General features: G+C 57.7%; 11 protein-coding genes and 2 pseudogenes. 8 read left to right on the top strand and 5 right to left on the bottom strand.

Going from position 1 to position 16,735, the window contains the following annotated elements; genetic code table 11:
• The first annotated feature begins 403 nt into the window (after positions 1 to 403).
• Positions 404 to 3,853 (top strand): adenylate/guanylate cyclase domain-containing protein, encoded by a 3,450-nt coding sequence (locus tag HK44_RS16420; protein ID WP_024265000.1) that lies wholly within the window; start codon positions 404 to 406, stop codon positions 3,851 to 3,853.
• A 116-nt stretch (positions 3,854 to 3,969) separates the two neighbouring features.
• Positions 3,970 to 5,019, top strand: a complete 1,050-nt coding sequence (locus HK44_RS16415) for a patatin-like phospholipase family protein (protein ID WP_019690410.1) — start codon at positions 3,970 to 3,972, stop codon at positions 5,017 to 5,019.
• A gap of 53 nt (positions 5,020 to 5,072) precedes the next feature.
• On the opposite strand, the pseudogene HK44_RS16410 reads toward HK44_RS16415, so the two are convergent.
• A pseudogene (locus HK44_RS16410) lies at positions 5,073 to 5,404 on the bottom strand (DUF4113 domain-containing protein); the annotation flags it as partial.
• A 208-nt stretch (positions 5,405 to 5,612) separates the two neighbouring features.
• On the opposite strand from HK44_RS16410, the gene HK44_RS16405 reads away from it, so the two are divergent.
• Positions 5,613 to 5,855 carry a hypothetical protein gene (locus tag HK44_RS16405; RefSeq protein WP_019690412.1) on the top strand — a complete coding sequence of 81 codons (243 nt, stop codon included), beginning with the start codon at positions 5,613 to 5,615 and terminating at the stop codon, positions 5,853 to 5,855.
• A gap of 121 nt (positions 5,856 to 5,976) precedes the next feature.
• On the opposite strand, the gene HK44_RS16400 is transcribed toward HK44_RS16405, so the two are convergent.
• The 3 genes from HK44_RS16400 to HK44_RS16390 form a co-directional block, all read right to left on the bottom strand.
• Positions 5,977 to 6,210: a hypothetical protein gene (locus HK44_RS16400; protein WP_052014759.1), complete on the bottom strand. Its 234-nt coding sequence runs from the start codon at positions 6,208 to 6,210 to the stop codon at positions 5,977 to 5,979.
• A gap of 103 nt (positions 6,211 to 6,313) precedes the next feature.
• Positions 6,314 to 7,417 carry a GlxA family transcriptional regulator gene (locus tag HK44_RS16395; RefSeq protein ID WP_024264999.1) on the bottom strand — a complete coding sequence of 368 codons (1,104 nt, stop codon included), beginning with the start codon at positions 7,415 to 7,417 and terminating at the stop codon, positions 6,314 to 6,316.
• Positions 7,418 to 7,902: 485 nt separating this feature from the next.
• Positions 7,903 to 9,006: a GlxA family transcriptional regulator gene (locus HK44_RS16390; protein ID WP_019690415.1), complete on the bottom strand. Its 1,104-nt coding sequence runs from the start codon at positions 9,004 to 9,006 to the stop codon at positions 7,903 to 7,905.
• A gap of 665 nt (positions 9,007 to 9,671) precedes the next feature.
• Here HK44_RS16390 and HK44_RS16385 point away from each other — a divergent pair.
• The 3 genes and pseudogenes from HK44_RS16385 to HK44_RS16375 all read left to right on the top strand — a co-directional run bounded on the left by HK44_RS16385 (position 9,672) and on the right by HK44_RS16375 (position 12,611).
• Positions 9,672 to 10,794: pseudogene (locus HK44_RS16385) on the top strand (Re/Si-specific NAD(P)(+) transhydrogenase subunit alpha).
• A gap of 15 nt (positions 10,795 to 10,809) precedes the next feature.
• Positions 10,810 to 11,163: an NAD(P) transhydrogenase subunit alpha gene (locus HK44_RS16380; protein WP_024264997.1), complete on the top strand. Its 354-nt coding sequence runs from the start codon at positions 10,810 to 10,812 to the stop codon at positions 11,161 to 11,163.
• Positions 11,160 to 12,611, top strand: a complete 1,452-nt coding sequence (locus HK44_RS16375; RefSeq protein ID WP_024264996.1) for an NAD(P)(+) transhydrogenase (Re/Si-specific) subunit beta — start codon at positions 11,160 to 11,162, stop codon at positions 12,609 to 12,611. The genes HK44_RS16380 and HK44_RS16375 overlap by 4 nt, the downstream gene beginning before the upstream one ends.
• 259 nt (positions 12,612 to 12,870) lie before the next feature.
• Here the strand turns inward: HK44_RS16375 and HK44_RS16370 are convergent, their stop codons facing one another.
• A complete protein-coding gene (locus HK44_RS16370; RefSeq protein ID WP_019690417.1) occupies positions 12,871 to 13,839 on the bottom strand; it encodes a DNA-binding protein in 969 nt (322 codons plus the stop codon).
• Between the two features lie 181 nt (positions 13,840 to 14,020).
• Here HK44_RS16370 and HK44_RS16365 point away from each other — a divergent pair, with 181 nt between their 5' ends.
• Positions 14,021 to 14,968: a site-specific integrase gene (locus tag HK44_RS16365; RefSeq protein ID WP_019690418.1), complete on the top strand. Its 948-nt coding sequence runs from the start codon at positions 14,021 to 14,023 to the stop codon at positions 14,966 to 14,968.
• Positions 14,969 to 15,199: 231 nt separating this feature from the next.
• Positions 15,200 to 16,627 (top strand): sodium:solute symporter family protein, encoded by a 1,428-nt coding sequence (locus HK44_RS16360; protein ID WP_019690419.1) that lies wholly within the window; start codon positions 15,200 to 15,202, stop codon positions 16,625 to 16,627.
• Positions 16,628 to 16,735: the final 108 nt, after the last annotated feature.

Here is a 16,735-nt window from a genome sequence, read left to right as displayed (position 1 = left end):
ATGCAGAAGGAATTCGGTTCCTTATGCTCCCCGAGACGCAGGTAGTCAGCTCGTAGGTCACCCGCGGCGTGACCAGGAAGACATATCCACTAGCAGTCGCAAGTTTTCAGAAGCCGAAGTAATGGTGTTCTGCTCGTATTTGCGGATTTCATCAGTGTTGAGCTGCGGCTCGGGTTGGTCGCCCCCATGTACCTAGCCCGCCTTCGGCCTTCCCGTCTTCCCTCCTCCAGTAAGCGAATTTTACTTCTCGATACCACGATACAAACTATCTTTGATACAGAGGGTTAAAAGGCTGTCCAAACGTACCGGCCCAATGACTTCAGCTTGTCCTTCGCCGGTTTGATGTCACGCTTCCCGTCTTTTGACAGGTCTTCTTGAACGACTGCAAAAGTGAAGAGATCACATGCGCTGCGCAATCTGCGAATTCGAGAATCCCTCCGGGGCCAGCTTCTGTGAAGCGTGCGGCGCCAGCCTGTCACGCAACTGTCCGCGCTGTGGTCACGAGGCAGGCCTGTCCGCCAAATTCTGCAGTGAATGCGGCGCGCAGCTGACCGATGCGCCTGCTGCGCCATCACCACACTCCAAGCCTGTTTCAGAGCCCTCTCTAGCGCCCATTCATTACACACCCCACCACCTTGCCGAGCGCATCCGCGCCGAACAGGCGGCCATGGAAGCCCGGGGCGAGACCGCCGGTGAGCGTAAGACCGTCACGGCACTATTTGCCGACATGGCCGGTTCCACGGCGTTGATCCACGACCTCGATCCGGAAGAGGCCCACCGCCTGATCGAGCCCGTCGTCGCGCTGATGATGGAAGCCGTCCACCACTACGAAGGCTATGTGGCCAAGACGCTGGGCGATGGCATACTCGCGCTGTTCGGAGCCCCCATCGCCCATGAGGATCATCCGCAGCGGGCGCTGTATGCGGCACTGCGCATGCAGCAGGCGATACGCCGACATGGCGACCGCATTCGACTGGAGAAAGGCATTTCGCTGCAAATCCGCGTCGGCATCCATACCGGAGAGGTCGTCGTGCGTTCGATCCGCACGGACAATTTGCACACCGATTACGATCCGGTCGGGAACACGATCCACATTGCATCCCGTATGGAGGGAATCGCCGCACCCTCGTCGATCCTGGTGAGCGAGCCCACCTACAAGCTGGCGGAAGGTTATTTCGAATTCAAAGCCCTGGGCGCCGCCCAGGTCAAAGGCATTCCCGAGCCCCTTGTTGTATACGAGGTGCAGGGGCTCGGCGCACTGCGCACACGCTTGCAACTGTCGGCACATCGCGGGCTAGCCAGGTTTGTCGGCCGCCAGGTCGAGCTCGACCACCTGCATCAGGCGCTCGAGCAGTCCAAAGCGGGCCGCAGTAAGGTCGTCGCGGTGGTAGGCGAGGCCGGAGTCGGGAAGTCACGGCTGTTTCATGAGTTCAAGGAGCGCTCGCGGTGCGGCTGTATGGTGCTGGAGACGTTCTCGGTGTCGCACGGCAAGGCCTTTGCCTATTTCCCGCTGATCGAGCTTCTGAACAACTATTTTCAGATCACCATCCAGGATGACGAGCGGCGATGCCGAGAAAAGGTCATGGGCAAGACCCTTACGCTCGAGCGAAACTTCGAGGATCTCGTGCCCTACCTGCTCTACCTGCTGGGTATCGGCGAACGCAGTTCAGCACTCGCGGAAATGGATCCTCAGATCCGGCGCGTTCGCACCTTCGACGCGATCACTCAACTACTGGCGCGTGAGAGCCGCAACCAACCGATCGAGCTGCTGTTCGAGGATTTGCAATGGCTGGACTGCGAGACCGAAGCATTCCTCGCGTACTTGATCGACCACTTGGCGAGCTCCCCAATCCTGCTCCTAGTGAACTACCGGCCCGAGTATCAGCCTGAGTGGATACGCGCAAGCCATTGCAGCCAATTGCGGCTCGAACCGTTGGGCCCGGCCGATGCACAGGCACTACTCGCGACCCTGCTTGGGGATGATCTCTCCCTCCCTCCCCTCAAACAGCTCATCCTCGATAAGACGGAGGGCAACCCTTTCTTCATGGAGGAAGTGATCCAAACACTGCTAGAGGAGAAATTGCTGCTTGGTGAACCCGGTCAATATCGGATAGAACAAACTCCGGCTTCGCTGCATATTCCCACTACAGTGCAGGGTGTACTCGCCGCCCGTATCGACCGGCTCCCGGTCGCGGAGAAGGAGTTGCTACAAACCCTCGCCGTTATCGGCAAAGAATTCCCGTTCAGTCTGATCCAGTGCATCTGTGATGGGCAGGACGCTCGGACAGACAACGACTTGTGCAATCTGCTCGCCCGCCTGGAGGCCGCAGAGTTCATTTACCAACGGCCTGCATTTCCGGAGGTGGAGTATTCGTTCAAGCATGCGCTGACGCAGGAGGTCGCGGGCCACTCGCTACTCACTGAGCGGCGTAGCGCGCTGCATGAGCGCACAGCGCAGGCCATCGAGGCGCTGTTCCCCACTCGCATTGCGGATTACTGCAGCGAACTGGCGCACCACTACAGGCTGAGCGGCAATGTCCCGAAAGCAGTGGAATACCTGCACCGTACCGGGCAACAGGCCCTCCAGCAATCAGCCCATCTCGATGCAATGCGTCACCTCGGCGCGGCGCTGGAATTGCTTAAGCATTTGCCCGACACGCCCGCGCGTGCTCATCAGGAACTGACGTTGCTACTCGCCCTGGGGCCGGCCTTGATGGCCGTGCGAGGCTATGGTGCGCCCGAGGTGGAGGCCACCTACACCCGTGCACTGGCGCTATGCGCGCAAGTAGGCGACGACTCGCTTTTCCCTGCACTGCTGGGGCTGTGGAGTTACTACACGTTGCGTGCGCAATACTCAACCGCATGCGAACTGGCTGAGCGATTGCTCAGTATTGCGCAAACCGCGCAGGATCCAGACTTGCTCGTGGAAGCCCATGCGGCACTTGGGCTGACATTGCTTTTCCAGGGTGATCTCAAAAATGCCCATGACCATCAGGAGCGGGCGCGTGTCCTCTACGACCCTGATCGCCATCACACACATTCCATTACGTACGGCATGGATCCGGGCTACGCCCTGACATTTTCGGCCTGGAGCCTTTGGTACTTGGGTTTTCCCAATCAGGCAAGCATGCGCAGCCAGGATGCCCTTGCTCTGGCCAAGAAGATTTCCCACCCATTGAGCCTGGCCTTCTCCCTGTCCGCTACGTCGATACTGGGACAGTTTCGGCACGACGTACAACTCGCCGAAGAGTGTGCAGATGCCGCCATCAAGCTTTCTCTAGAGCAAGGATTTCCGTTGTATTTGGCAAGGGGGAATATTCTTCAAGGTTGGGCTCGCGCCGAGCAGGGAAACATTGATGAGGGAATCGCTCAGATAACCAACGGTATCGCCACTTACCGCGCAGACGGAGCAGAGCTTGGATGTTCTTATTTTCTGGCTCTACTGGCCGCAGCGTACGGGCGCGCCGGTCAACCGCAGGCAGGATTGGAGGCCGTGACCGACGCTTTGGCTATGGTGAAAAAAACAGGTGAGCACTTTTACGAATCAGAGCTGTACCGCCTCAAGGGCGCTCTTACCCTGCAATGTCCAAGAGAAGACCGACAGGATTCTTCCGTGCGGCAAGAAGCGCAAGCATGCTTTCACACGGCGATCTCAATCGCTCGACAACAAGGGGCAAAGTCATTCGAGCTACGCGCCACAATGAGCCTTGCTCAGCTATGGGAAACACGAGACAAAGAGGCGGCCAGGCAAATGCTGGCCGACATTTACAGCTTTTTCACCGAAGGTTTCGACAGCGTTGATTTGCTACAAGCCAAGGCGCTGCTCGATGCATTGGCATCAAGCGGAGGGTGAACGACCGATGACGCATGGCGCTGAATGTAGCATCGGCATGCCGCCGCCAGTCACTTCACAAGGCGAAGCGCCACAGTAAGTTCCGATGCGGTTCAGCACCGATGAGGAAACCAAGAATGACCACGACGAACGCAAAACCTGGGGGCAGTGACCAGCGTAAACCGGTCGCGCTAGCTTTGCAGGGCGGCGGGATGCACGGTGCGTTCACCTGGGGCGTGCTCGATCGGTTGCTCGAGGATGGCAGGCTTGCCATTGAAGGGGTGAGCGCAACCAGTGCCGGCGCGATGAATGCCGCTGTGTTGGCCTACGGTATGCTGCAAGGTGGCGAAGCCGGCGCGCGCAAGGCGCTGCACGATTTCTGGTACGCAGTGGCGCAGTCCGCTGAACGTTATAACCCGTTGCGCTGGACGCCATGGCTGAAAGGGACGCATAGCTTCGGGCTGGACTATTCGCCCATGTATACGTTCGCGGACATGGCGCTTCGTATTTTCTCGCCTTACCAATTCAATCGACGCAACTTGAGTCCGCTGCGAGAGGTGCTGGAGAGGCAGGTAGATTTCGCCGCCTTGCGAAGCCAATGCCCCTTCCACCTCTATCTTTGCGCAACCAATGTCGAGACGGGGAAGATACGCATCTTCACGGGTGAGGATGTCTGCGCCGAAGCGGTGCTTGCTTCGGCGTGTGTGCCGACACTGTTCCAGGCGATCACGATCGACGGGCAGAACTACTGGGATGGCGGCTATATGGGCAACCCGGCCATTTTCCCGTTGATCTACCACTGCAATACACGCGATGTGGTGATCGTCCACATCAACCCCCTCGTCCGCCCGGGCGTGCCCATTACAGCTGCCGAGATCCTCAATCGCATCAGTGAAATCAGCTTCAACTCGTCGCTGATGCGTGAGCTGCGAACCATCGCCTTTGTCACCGATCTCATTCAGCAAGGCAAGGTCGATCGCAACGAGATGAAGGAGATGCTGATCCACTCCATTAAGTCCGACGATGCGATGTGCGCGCTCAGCGTGTCCAGCAAGTACAACGCGGACTGGGACTTCCTTTGCAGACTGCGCGACACCGGACGACGCGAGGCCGAGACGTGGCTCACGAAGAACTACCGGAATATTGGCGAACGGTCGAGCATCGACATTCGAAAAGAGTTTCTTTGAACGCTGAAATGAGACAGGAAAGTTGGTGTGACGGCGCCTTCGCATTACACGACTCACTTGCAGTACACCGTCCAAAGTTGATCGATCGTGGCCGTGAAGTGTTGACTCATCATCTCGCGACGCATCCCCCAGTCCGGATCGATCGGCACACTCGCAAGCCGCATTGTCCCCTGCCCCATCGACCATTGATAGCGTCTAACACACCCATGACTTTCTCTGTGGCAAGCGGCTACGAGATGGAGAAAAGGTCTTCGGTGTACTCACCCTTCTGGCATAGGTTAAGCAGGAGCACCTCGGCTTTGCTGTATTTGAATCCTGGCCGGTAGATCCGATCCACCGCTTCCAACGCAGCCTTTGTCATCAAACGAACGTCGTCAGTTGTGTAGTTGGGCACCCATCATTGGTCAGACGGTTGCCCACTACGGCGCTATGATTATGAACAAGCGATTGTGTCGTTCGATGAGGTCATGCAGGGCCGCACTAGGGGTTTGTACGTAACATTGCATAAGCATGCGGCGGCCAGAATAATCCGGGACGCGACCGTATTATCGTGACCAAGGCGGTGAGCAATACAACATATCAGGAGTCCCATCATGAGCTATGGCAAGAACAAAGCGCAGGCCCTGGATGACCTGGAGGAAGCGACAGATGACATACGCCGAACTGACAATCATGCCGAGCGCCTGGAAGCGTTGTACAAGGCTCAAGGCATGCTGTACATGCTATGGCGTATTGATTGGGTGAACAGCGAAGACTTCGAAAAACTGAAACTCAAGCTTCTCCGAGCTGATGCGGAGGCGGTGCGGCAGATAGAGGAGAAAGTGAAGCCCGCGTGAGCGCGAATGACGAATAGAAAGGTGTCCTGCCCGATAACAGTCGCCACGCCGTATACAGCCGACGACATAGCGGCGTTACGCCTGAAGATCTAAGCAGCCCGCTCTAGAGCATTGAACAGCTCTACATATTGCAACTCAATGTGTGGCGTGGCTCCAGCTGGATCAGAGGCGATGACGCCTGATCGGATTCCCGCATCGTCATGGAACGGCTCAGATAGGTCAGCAGCACCGGTAGCTCCTTAGCAACTAACTCATTGACCAGCGTCTGGTGCAAGCTCGTCCGACTCAAGAACTGATTGACCACGATTCCCTCGACCATGAGCGATTCATTGTGATCAACCTGCAGCTCGGCCACTTGGACGATCAAAAAGTGCCTATCGAGAGAAGCTGTCGCTATCAAACGGCAAGGGAAGCTCTGGGGTACTAACCGATACCCCAGAATTTTGCGTGATATAAATCTATACCCGGACGCTGGCAAAGGTTGATTCGTTGCGGGCCTGGCTGAGTGTAGACAATGCTCTAGACAACGGTGACAGCACCAAGGCTTGCGGCAACGGAATCAATGCCACTTGTTGCGCGGTGTTGGAGCCTACGCGCTCGTCGCGTGGTGGAATGCCGAAGTATTCGCGGTAGCACTTGGAGAAGTGTGGCGTGGATATGAACCCACAGATAGACGCCACTTCAATGATCGACATTGGTGTCTGTTTGAGCAGCTGCCGCGCACGCACCAAACGCAGTTTCAGGTAGTAACGCGACGGCGAGCAGTGCAGGTATTTCTGGAACAGCCGCTCCAGCTGACGACGTGACACTGCGACGTACACCGCCAGTTCATCGAGGTCGATCGGCTCTTCAAGGTTGGCCTCCATCAGCGCGACGATTTCCTGCAACTTCGGCTGATTGGTGCCCAGCATGTGCTTGAGCGGCACGCGCTGGTGATCCTGCTCGTTGCGGATGCGCTCGTAGACAAACATCTCCGAGATCGCTGCCGACAGTTCGCGGCCGTGGTCGCGGCTGATCAGGTGCAGCATCATGTCCAGTGGCGCGGTGCCGCCGGAGCTGGTGAACCGGTTACGGTCGAGGGTGAACAAGCGGGTGCTCATGGCCACCCGCGGGAAAGCTTCCTGCATCGACGCCAGACACTCCCAGTGCACGCTGCAATCGAAACCGTCCAGCAGACCGGCACACGCCAGGGCCCAACTGCCGGTGCAGACGGCGCCAAGACGGCGCGACTGACGGGCCTGGCTTTGCAGCCACGACACGTGTTCACGGGTCACGGTGCGTTGAATGCCGATGCCGCCACAGACAATCACGGTGTCCAGGGGCGGGGCTTTGTGCATCGACGCATCCGGTGTGATTTGCAGGCCGTCACTGGCCCAGACCTGACCGCCGTCAGCGGTGAGGGTGCTCCAGCGATACAACTCGCGACCGGACAATTGGTTGGCCATGCGCAGCGGCTCGACCGCCGAGGCCAGGGAAATCAGCGTGAAATTGTCCAGCAACAGAAAGCCGATGGATTGTGGGGTGCGGTTCTGGGGTTGGGCCCCGGAGTTTTGCGACATCATTGAGGTATCTCCTCACGCAGGACAGATCATGGCCCCAGACGCAGGCTCTTTTTATTACCTGTCCAGCAAATGGCGGGCTACTGGCAGTGACGTGGCAAGCATCATGCCAAGGTCAAATTGAGCTCCAATGACTTTTAGAAATTAACCCCACCATTTTTTGATTATAGAAGGTCGCAAGAGCAAATAGTTGCAAGCGGAAAGGTTGAGTTAGCACCATTGTTCATGAACAGTGAGCAATTCCGTACTATTAGGCACTACCATCCCTTGGCGTATTGCTGTGAGGGCGTCTTCAAGCACCCGGTAACGCGGGTCAGCAACTTATGCACCGCGCTCCAGGTGAGGTCCGACAAACTCATGCACCAAAACTTCCTTGAAGCGTACTGACTTGCGCGAGGCCAGTGCATGGCCGACAGGTACGACCAAAGTCAGTTCATCATTACGATTAGGCACCGTTTCCAGACCTTGGGGTGATGAAATCCTGACATCTATATCCGGACGCTGGCAAAGGTTGATTCGTTACGGGCCTGGCTGAGCGCCGACAGCGGTCTGGACAACTGCGACAGCACCAGTGCCTGCGGGATCGGCATCATCGTCACTTGTTGCGTGGTGTTGGAGCTTACACGCTCATCGCGTGGTGGAATGCCGTAGTACTCGCGGTAGCACTTGGAGAAGTGTGGCGTGGACACGAAGCCACACACCGAGGCCACTTCGATGATCGACATTGGCGTTTGCTTGAGCAACTGCCGAGCGCGGATCAGGCGCAGTTTCAGGTAGTAACGGGACGGCGAGCAGTGCAGGTATTTCTGGAACAGCCGCTCCAACTGACGCCGCGACACGGAGACGTACACCGCCAGTTCGCCGAGGTCGATCGGCTCTTCGAGGTTGGCGTCCATCAGCGCCACTATTTCCTGCAACTTCGGCTGATTGGTGCCGAGCATATGCTTGAGCGGCACGCGCTGGTGATCCTGTTCGTTGCGGATGCGCTCATAGACAAACATTTCCGAGATCGCCGCCGACAGCTCACGGCCATGATCACGGCTGATCAGGTGCAGCATCATGTCCAGTGGCGCGGTGCCACCGGAACTGGTGAAACGGTTACGGTCCAGGGTGAACAGACGCGTGCTCATGACCACTCGCGGGAAAGCTTCCTGCATGGCTGCCAGACACTCCCAGTGCACGCTGCAATCGAAGCCGTCGAGCAAACCGGCACCGGCGAGGGCCCAACTGCCGGTGCACACCGCACCCAGGCGTTTGGACTGACGCGCCTGACTCTGTAGCCATGACACGTGTGCGCGGGTCACCGTCTGCTGAATGCCTATACCACCACAGACGATCACCGTGTCCAGCGTCGGGGCTTTGTGCATGGCGGCGTCAGGGGTGATCTGCAAGCCATCGCTGGCCCAGACCTGGCCGCCGTCGCCGGTGAGGGTCGTCCAGCGATACAGCTCGCGACCGGACAATTGGTTGGCCATACGCAGGGGTTCGACGGCGGAAGCCAGAGAAATCAGCGTGAAATTGTCCAACAGTAAAAAACCGATGGATTGCGGCGCATGGTTCTGGGGTTTAGCTCCGGAGTTGAACGTCGTCATCGCGGTATCTCCTAACGCAAAGCGGGTGAATGGCCTCAGGCGGAGGCTCTTTTTATTGCCCATTCAAAGCAGGGTGGGCTATTTGTAATTACCTGCAAGAGTCACACCCAAGTTGACTGGACCTTTCCATACATTCAAAAAACGACACCACGATGCCTCTACAGGGAGGGTCGCAAGGGCTTGGGTTAAAAGCGGAAAAACCTGAGTCAGTACCTCTGCTGATAGGCGGTGGGCATTACGGTAGCAGTTGTGGGAAAGGACTCCCGGGAACGACAACGTGTTTGTCACCGACACGCAGCGGTCGGTTTTCAAGCAACACATCCGCCCATTCCTGATCCAACACGAACCGAGCAAAAAACGCTTGCTGATCCCCCAAATGCACTGACGAGCAAAAATGCTTTGAATGCGACCATCACCCCTACAGCCCGCGACTTGTAAAGGATTTATGGGCGTTAGTGCGACATTCTGTCACGGGGTTGCGTGTAGTTAATTTTCTGCTCCCTCCCATAATCGGTCCCTGAAGGGCGTTATGTTCGCTCGCAAAATGTCGCTCCCCGCCCTGAGTTGGCGGGATCGTGCTGATCGGCCGCCCCAGCCGCACCCTCCGCAGTGCGCTGGCCTTCCAAGAATGATCGAAAGCAATAAGATCAAGCAGGAGATTTGACGTGCACATTGGTGTTCCTCTCGAAACCCAGACCGGTGAAACGCGGGTTGCTGCAACCCCGGAAACCATCAAGAAGCTGATCGGCCAGGGTCATAAGGTCACTGTGCAAAGCGGCGCCGGCATTAATGCCAGCGTTGTCGACAGTGCTTATGAAGCGGCAGGCGCAATGATTGGCAGTGCCAACGATGCTTTTGGCGCAGAGCTGATTCTCAAGGTCGTCGCACCCAGCGACAGCGAACTGGCCCTGATCAAACGCGGCACCGTGCTGGTGGGCATGCTCAACCCGTTCAGCAATGAAACCATTGCCAAAGCTGGCCGAGTGCGGCATTACCGCGTTCTCCCTGGAAGCCGCCCCGCGCACCTCCCGCGCGCAGAGCCTGGATGTGCTGTCCTCGCAAGCCAACATCGCCGGCTATAAAGCCGTGTTGTTGGCCGCCCATTACTATCCGCGCTTCATGCCGATGCTGATGACCGCCGCGGGCACCGTGAAAGCCGCTCGCGTGCTGATTCTTGGCGCCGGCGTGGCAGGCCTGCAGGCGATCGCCACCGCCAAGCGTCTGGGCGCAGTGATTGAAGCATCCGATGTGCGCCCGGCTGTGAAGGAACAGATCGAATCCCTCGGCGCCAAGTTCGTCGACGTCCCTTACGAGACCGATGAAGAGCGCGAATGTGCCGTCGGTGTCGGCGGTTACGCACGCCCCATGCCGGCCAGCTGGATGCAGCGTCAGGCCCTGGCCGTGCACGAGCGCGCCAAACAAGCCGACATCGTCATCACCACGGCACTCATTCCTGGCCGCAAGGCGCCGGTATTGCTCAGCGCTGAAACAGTGGCGCAAATGAAACCCGGTTCGGTGGTCATCGACCTGGCTGCCGCACAAGGCGGCAACTGCCCGCTGACCGTGGCCGACCAGGTGGTGGTTGCGCACGGCGTGACCATTGCCGGCCCGACCAACCTGGCCGCGCAGGTGGGGGCAGACGCCTCGGCGCTGTATGCGCGCAATCTGCTGGACTTCCTGAAGCTGGTCTTCAACAAGGAAGGTCAGTTCGAAGTGAACCTAGAAGACGACATCGTCGCCGCGTGCCTGATGTGCCGCGACGGCCAAGTCATCCGCAAAAACGCCTAAGCAGGGATTCAGACGATGGAAGAGCTTATCTCCCCCGGTATCTACAACCTGATCATCTTCGTGCTGGCGATTTATGTCGGTTATCACGTGGTCTGGAACGTTACACCTGCACTGCATACCCCCTTGATGGCGGTGACCAACGCCATTTCGGCGATTGTCATCGTCGGCGCCATGCTTGCTGCTGCTTTGACCGTCACCCCGCTGGGCAAGACCATGGGCACCCTGGCCGTGGCGTTGGCCGCGGTGAACGTATTCGGTGGTTTCCTGGTGACTCGACGCATGCTGGAAATGTTCAAGAAGAAGACGGCCCCTGTGAAAGCTCCGGCAGTCAAGGCCGCAGCAGGCACTGTTGAGGTACAAAAATCATGAGCATGAACCTGGTTACCTCCCTGTATTTGTTCGCCTCGATCTGCTTCATCCAGGCCCTGAAAGGCCTGTCGCACCCGACCACATCGCGGCGCGGCAATGTGTACGGAATGCTCGGCATGGCCCTGGCAATCGTCACGACCATCGGCCTTATCTATAAACTGGGCGCGCTCTCTTTTGAGCAAGGCGGTGCCGCCGCCGGTATCGGCTACGTCATCGTCGGCTTGCTCGTCGGCGGCACCGCCGGTTCGATCATGGCCAAGCGCGTTGAAATGACCAAGATGCCGGAGCTGGTCGCGTTCATGCACAGCATGATCGGTCTGGCAGCGGTGTTCATCGCCATCGCCGCCGTGGTCGAGCCGCAGTCGCTGGGCATCGTCAAACAGCTCGGCGATTCGATTCCGGCGGGCAACCGTCTGGAGTTGTTCCTGGGCGCGGCCATCGGTGCAATTACCTTCTCCGGTTCGGTAATCGCGTTCGGCAAGCTGTCGGGCAAGTACAAGTTCCGTCTGTTCCAGGGCGCACCGGTACAGTTCAGCGGTCAACACAAACTGAACCTGCTGCTGGGCCTGGCGACGCTGGCACTGGGCGTCACCTTCGTGCTGACCGGCAACTTCAGCGCGTTTGCCCTGATGCTGGCTCTGGCCTTCGTGATGGGCGTGCTGATCATCATCCCGATCGGCGGCGCGGACATGCCGGTGGTGGTGTCGATGCTCAACAGCTACTCCGGTTGGGCCGCAGCGGGTATCGGCTTCTCGCTGAACAACTCGATGCTGATCATTGCCGGCTCCCTGGTCGGATCGTCCGGTGCGATTCTCTCGTACATCATGTGCAAGGCCATGAACCGTTCGTTCTTCAACGTACTGCTCGGTGGCTTCGGCAACAATGCAGACGCGGCCGGCCCGGCGGGCTCGAAAGAAGCCCGCCCGGTGAAATCCGGCTCGGCGGACGACGCCACGTTCCTGCTGACCAACGCCGACACCGTGATCATCGTTCCAGGCTACGGCCTGGCGGTAGCACGAGCACAGCACGCGCTTAAAGAGCTGACCGAGAAGCTGACTCACCGTGGCGTGACCGTGAAGTATGCGATCCACCCGGTTGCCGGTCGGATGCCCGGCCACATGAACGTATTGCTGGCCGAGGCCGAAGTGCCTTACGACCAGGTGTTCGAGATGGAAGACATCAACTCCGAGTTCGGCCAGGCCGACGTGGTGCTGGTACTCGGTGCCAACGACGTGGTCAACCCGGCGGCGAAGAACGACCCGAAATCGCCGATTGCCGGCATGCCGATTCTCGAAGCGTTCAAAGCCAAGACCATCATCGTCAACAAGCGCTCGATGGCCAGCGGCTATGCCGGCCTGGATAACGAATTGTTCTACCTGGACAAGACCATGATGGTCTTTGGTGATGCCAAGAAGGTCATCGAAGACATGGTCAAAGCCGTCGAGTAAATTCCAGCCCCCCTCAAACCTCGGCCTTATAGGCTGGGGTTAATGAGATGATCCTCCCCACATTCTGCGAGGGCTACGCTTTCGCAGAATGTAACGAATGTCTCTCAACCAGTGCTTTCGGGTGCCATTCGCAGTCTCGAACAGGTACCGGGTGTCTCGGTGGTGCAACGCAGCCGCCGCTTTGAAGGCTTTACTGCGGATGGCGAGCGAGTATTGGTCTGGGCACGGCGCATCCTTTCCGATTGCGGCTCGATGCGCCTTAGTCATCGACTTTTTTTGCGATGGTTTTTCGAGCAGCATCTAACGCTTCTGCCAGTCCGTTCGCCTCTAGCGATTTCTTCTCGAGAGCATCAGCAAGCTCATTCATGTTGCGCTGCAAGCTGCTGACCTGATCAAGCAACACCTGTTTGCCGCCTTCGCCCTGCGCGATCAGGGTTTTGAGCGAGTTTATTTCACCAGCTTGGCGTTCCTTAGCCGTTCCCTGATCCAAATACGCCTTCTGCTGCTGGCGAGCTTCTGTTAGCAGGCGCTCATTGTCGCGGTTTAGCGTTGTCAGCTCATCCTGCTTGATGATCAGCGTCTGCTGCTGATGACGCAGCTCCATTTGGATCTGCTGTAACTGCCCTTCATGGCGACGCTGTTCTTGCTCACGTTGTTCTTTAATTGCGCCTCGGTAGTGCTCTAGCGCATCACGAGCATGCAGGTGCTTCTCCTCCAGCGAGCGAATCTGCTGCTCCTTGTCCGTCAACCGCACTTCAAGATCCAGGTTGGACTGACTCAGCCGGGCATTACGGGTTTGTTCGGCCTGTAATGTCGTACGGCAGGTCTGCAGTTCAGCTGACTCCGTATCCAGGGCGATACGCTGGATATCGAACTGCTGCTGAAGCTGCCTTAGTGCAACCTGGCTGGCTTCTAGTTGCTCCTTCAACTCAGCCTTGTCAGCGTCAGAAGTCGCGAGCGCGCGTTGAATCTGCTCCTCGCCCTCCTCCGCCAAGCGCTGTGCCACCCGCGTGACCAACTCGGTCAATTCGTCGCTCAGCCCCTGCTGAGGCGCTTTTCGGCGCTGATCAACCTCATCAAGTTCCTTCAGATAGCGATGAATTGTAGTTTTCGAGCCGGTATTCCCGAGCTCGACCCGCACAGCATCAATGCTCGGATTCTCCCCGCGCGCCAGCAGCGCCTCACGCGCTTTCTGCACGATTGCCTTGTTGATGCCGCCACGGGCCATTTTTTGCTCCTACGATTTCGTACTGTTTTACATACTACGTATTTACGTTCTATTTTTTCGGAAAGTAAAGACTTATAAAACCGCACTCATCTGATAAAATAATTGAGCGTTATCGCATCTGATACGCAAAAATCGTCTTTTCCGCTGCCGGAAAAGGTACGTTTACGGTGGATGGGCTTAGATGAACAAGGCGGATCGCTACCTGCAGGCCGGCACCCGGGAAAACACCCGGCGCAGCTACCGCGCGGCGGTGGAGCACTTCGAAGTCACCTGGGGTGGGTTCCTGCCGGCGACCGGAGAGAGCATCGTGCGTTACCTCGCCGAGTACGCTGACAAGCACACCATCAACACGCTGAAGCAGCGCCTGGCCGCACTGGCTCAGTGGCACATCACTCAGGGATTCCCTGATCCCACCAAGACGCCCAACGTTAGGCAGATGATCAAGGGCATCCGAACATTGCATCCGGCCCAAGAGAAACAGGCTGCCCCTCTCCTTCTACTTCACTTGGAACAAGCGGTGGGCTGGCTTGAGCGCGAAGCGGCCCTTGCGGCGGAGCGTGACGATTTCCGGAGTGTGATGAAGCATCGACGCGACATCGCCTTGCTACTGATCGGATTCTGGCGGGGCTTTCGGGGTGACGAACTGGCACGTCTCCAGGTCGAACACACTCAGGCGGAGTCCGGCGTCGGCATCACTTTCTATCTGCCACACACCAAAGGCGATCGACAACACCTAGGGGCGACGTTCTACACCCCTGCCCTCAAGAAGCTTTGCCCTGTGCAGGCATATATCAACTGGATCACCGTGGCCGGCATTGCGCGCGGGCCGGTGTTCAGGAAAGTGGATCGCTGGGGCAATCTTGCCGAGGGCGGTATTAACGCCAACAGCCTGATCCCCATGCTTCGCCGCATCCTCAAACAGGCCGGTGTTTCGGCTGATCTCTATAGCAGTCACTCCATGCGTCGAGGCTTTGCGACCTGGGCCTCAGCGAACGGCTGGGATATAAAGGGACTGATGAGTTATGTGGGATGGAAGGATGTGAAGTCGGCGTTGCGATATGTCGATGCAAGCATTTCCTTTGGAGGCCTGACAATTCACTCGCAAGCAGCGAAGCTTCCCGCGCCCTGATTCTTTCTTCAAAACCCTCAGCAGGCCCCGACAACCTGATCGATACCAACACGCAAAAAAATACCTTTAAAGTATCAAGCAATACTTGTTCGATATTAGACCGCCTAAACAATAGAGAGGAAACTGAAATCAATCACAAAAATACCTAAAGAGCATAATCATGAGCCATGCCAGAGAAAACGCTCCAACAGTGTCCCCATCAACCTTCAACGCGTTGATCGGGTAACGAACATGCAGCCCTCCTCTTCCTGGATCGTCCTTTCCATCACCGGTTTCTACGTGCTCAGCCTCGCGCTGATCAGCTTCGGTGTTCGTCGGCATTCCCGTAGCGCCACTAACTACACCACCGGCGGCGGGCACTTCCCTGCGTTCTTGATCGGCTTCCTGATGCTGTCGGAATTCATTGGCACGGCTGTCAGTGTCGGTACCGCTCAAACTGGCTTCAAAACCGGAATCTCTGCCGCCTGGAACCTCTTCGCGCTGGCGTTGGGTTTTGTGTTGTTCGCGTGGCTGCTGGCGCGTAAATACAAAGAGCTGGGCGACAACACCATCTCCGGTGTACTGGCGCGCAACTACGGGCAAAAAACCCGTTTCGCCACATCGATCATCACCATCTTCGCCCTGGAGATCGTCGCGGTTTCGATCTATGCCAGCGGCGGTGCGGTTTTGGCCAGTGTGCTGCAAGTGGATCGCACTCTGGCGATCATCATTGTGGGTGTTGTGTCGGTAATGTATGTCAGCATCGGCGGTATGCGCTCGGTCATCTACACCAACTTCGTACACGCCAGCCTCAAATACCTCGGCGTCGGGTTAGCGTTGTGGTTCGGCCTGAAGCAGGTCGGCGGGATCAGCGCGCTACAGACTCAATTGCCGCAAAGCATGTTCGACTGGACCGCCATCGGCTGGGGGCAAATCATCGCCTGGATGATTGCCGGTATTGGCTCGATCTTCTCCACCCAATATGTCATTCAGGCGGTGAACACCGTCAGCGACGCAGGAAAGGCGCAGCGCGCGTGCTTCTATTGCGCAATCCTGATGATCCCATTCGGTATAGGGGCTGCATTGATCGGCATGTGCAGCGCGGCGTTATTCTCTCAGGTCGATTCGCTGCAGGCCTTCCCGCGACTGATCGCAAGCATGGACCAACTGACGGCCGGCCTGGTTGTCGCAGGTTTGGCAGGTTCGCTGTTCGGCACCATCTCGGCGGTCAGCATGGGCTCGGCCACATTGTTGCTGCGCGACTTCTACGAGCCATGGTTCAACCCGGAAAAAAGCGACGTGAAATCCCTGCGCTTTGTACGCCTGGCCACCATCGCCGTCGGCCTGCTGCCCATCGCGCTGGCCCTGACGTCTGACAAAGTGCTGATGATTGCGTTCCTCGGCAAGGCGCTGCGCGCCTCTCTGGCAGTGCTGGTACTGATGGTGTTCTACGCACCGAAATTCGGCACTGCGACAGCCGCGTTTCTGAGCATCATCGTCTCCCTGGTGGCTACCGTCGGCTGGTTCCTGGCAGGCAATCCGTGGGGCATCGACAATGCCTACATCGCCCTTTTCACGCCGCTGGTGATCATGAGCATCAGCCACGTTACACGACGCGGTGCACCGCCCGAGCCGGTTGAACCGATAGCCGTAGAACAGCTGAAACAACAGGGTGCCTGACCACTTTATTAACGCAGTCACCCCGCTCAAATCGACAATGCAGCTCAGGGACTAGTGACTCATCCTTGAACAGCGGGAAAATCCGGAACCTGATATGGGTTGCGGATT

This window comes from Pseudomonas fluorescens HK44, assembly GCF_000217955.3.
GTDB lineage: Bacteria > Pseudomonadota > Gammaproteobacteria > Pseudomonadales > Pseudomonadaceae > Aquipseudomonas > Aquipseudomonas fluorescens_AQ.
Note: the sequence above shows the minus strand (reverse complement) of the source record. Positions and strands in the feature narration are given on the sequence as shown.

Coding starts and splice junctions, on each gene's coding strand:
- HK44_RS16360 (WP_019690419.1), top strand. CDS start 15,200: ATGCAGCCCTCCTCTTCCTGGATCGTCCTTTCCATCACCGGTTTCTAC.
- HK44_RS16390 (WP_019690415.1), bottom strand. CDS start 9,006: ATGACGACGTTCAACTCCGGAGCTAAACCCCAGAACCATGCGCCGCAA.
- HK44_RS16375 (WP_024264996.1), top strand. CDS start 11,160: ATGAGCATGAACCTGGTTACCTCCCTGTATTTGTTCGCCTCGATCTGC.
- HK44_RS16405 (WP_019690412.1), top strand. CDS start 5,613: ATGAGCTATGGCAAGAACAAAGCGCAGGCCCTGGATGACCTGGAGGAA.
- HK44_RS16395 (WP_024264999.1), bottom strand. CDS start 7,417: ATGATGTCGCAAAACTCCGGGGCCCAACCCCAGAACCGCACCCCACAA.
- HK44_RS16380 (WP_024264997.1), top strand. CDS start 10,810: ATGGAAGAGCTTATCTCCCCCGGTATCTACAACCTGATCATCTTCGTG.
- HK44_RS16420 (WP_024265000.1), top strand. CDS start 404: ATGCGCTGCGCAATCTGCGAATTCGAGAATCCCTCCGGGGCCAGCTTC.
- HK44_RS16365 (WP_019690418.1), top strand. CDS start 14,021: ATGAACAAGGCGGATCGCTACCTGCAGGCCGGCACCCGGGAAAACACC.
- HK44_RS16415 (WP_019690410.1), top strand. CDS start 3,970: ATGACCACGACGAACGCAAAACCTGGGGGCAGTGACCAGCGTAAACCG.
- HK44_RS16370 (WP_019690417.1), bottom strand. CDS start 13,839: ATGGCCCGTGGCGGCATCAACAAGGCAATCGTGCAGAAAGCGCGTGAG.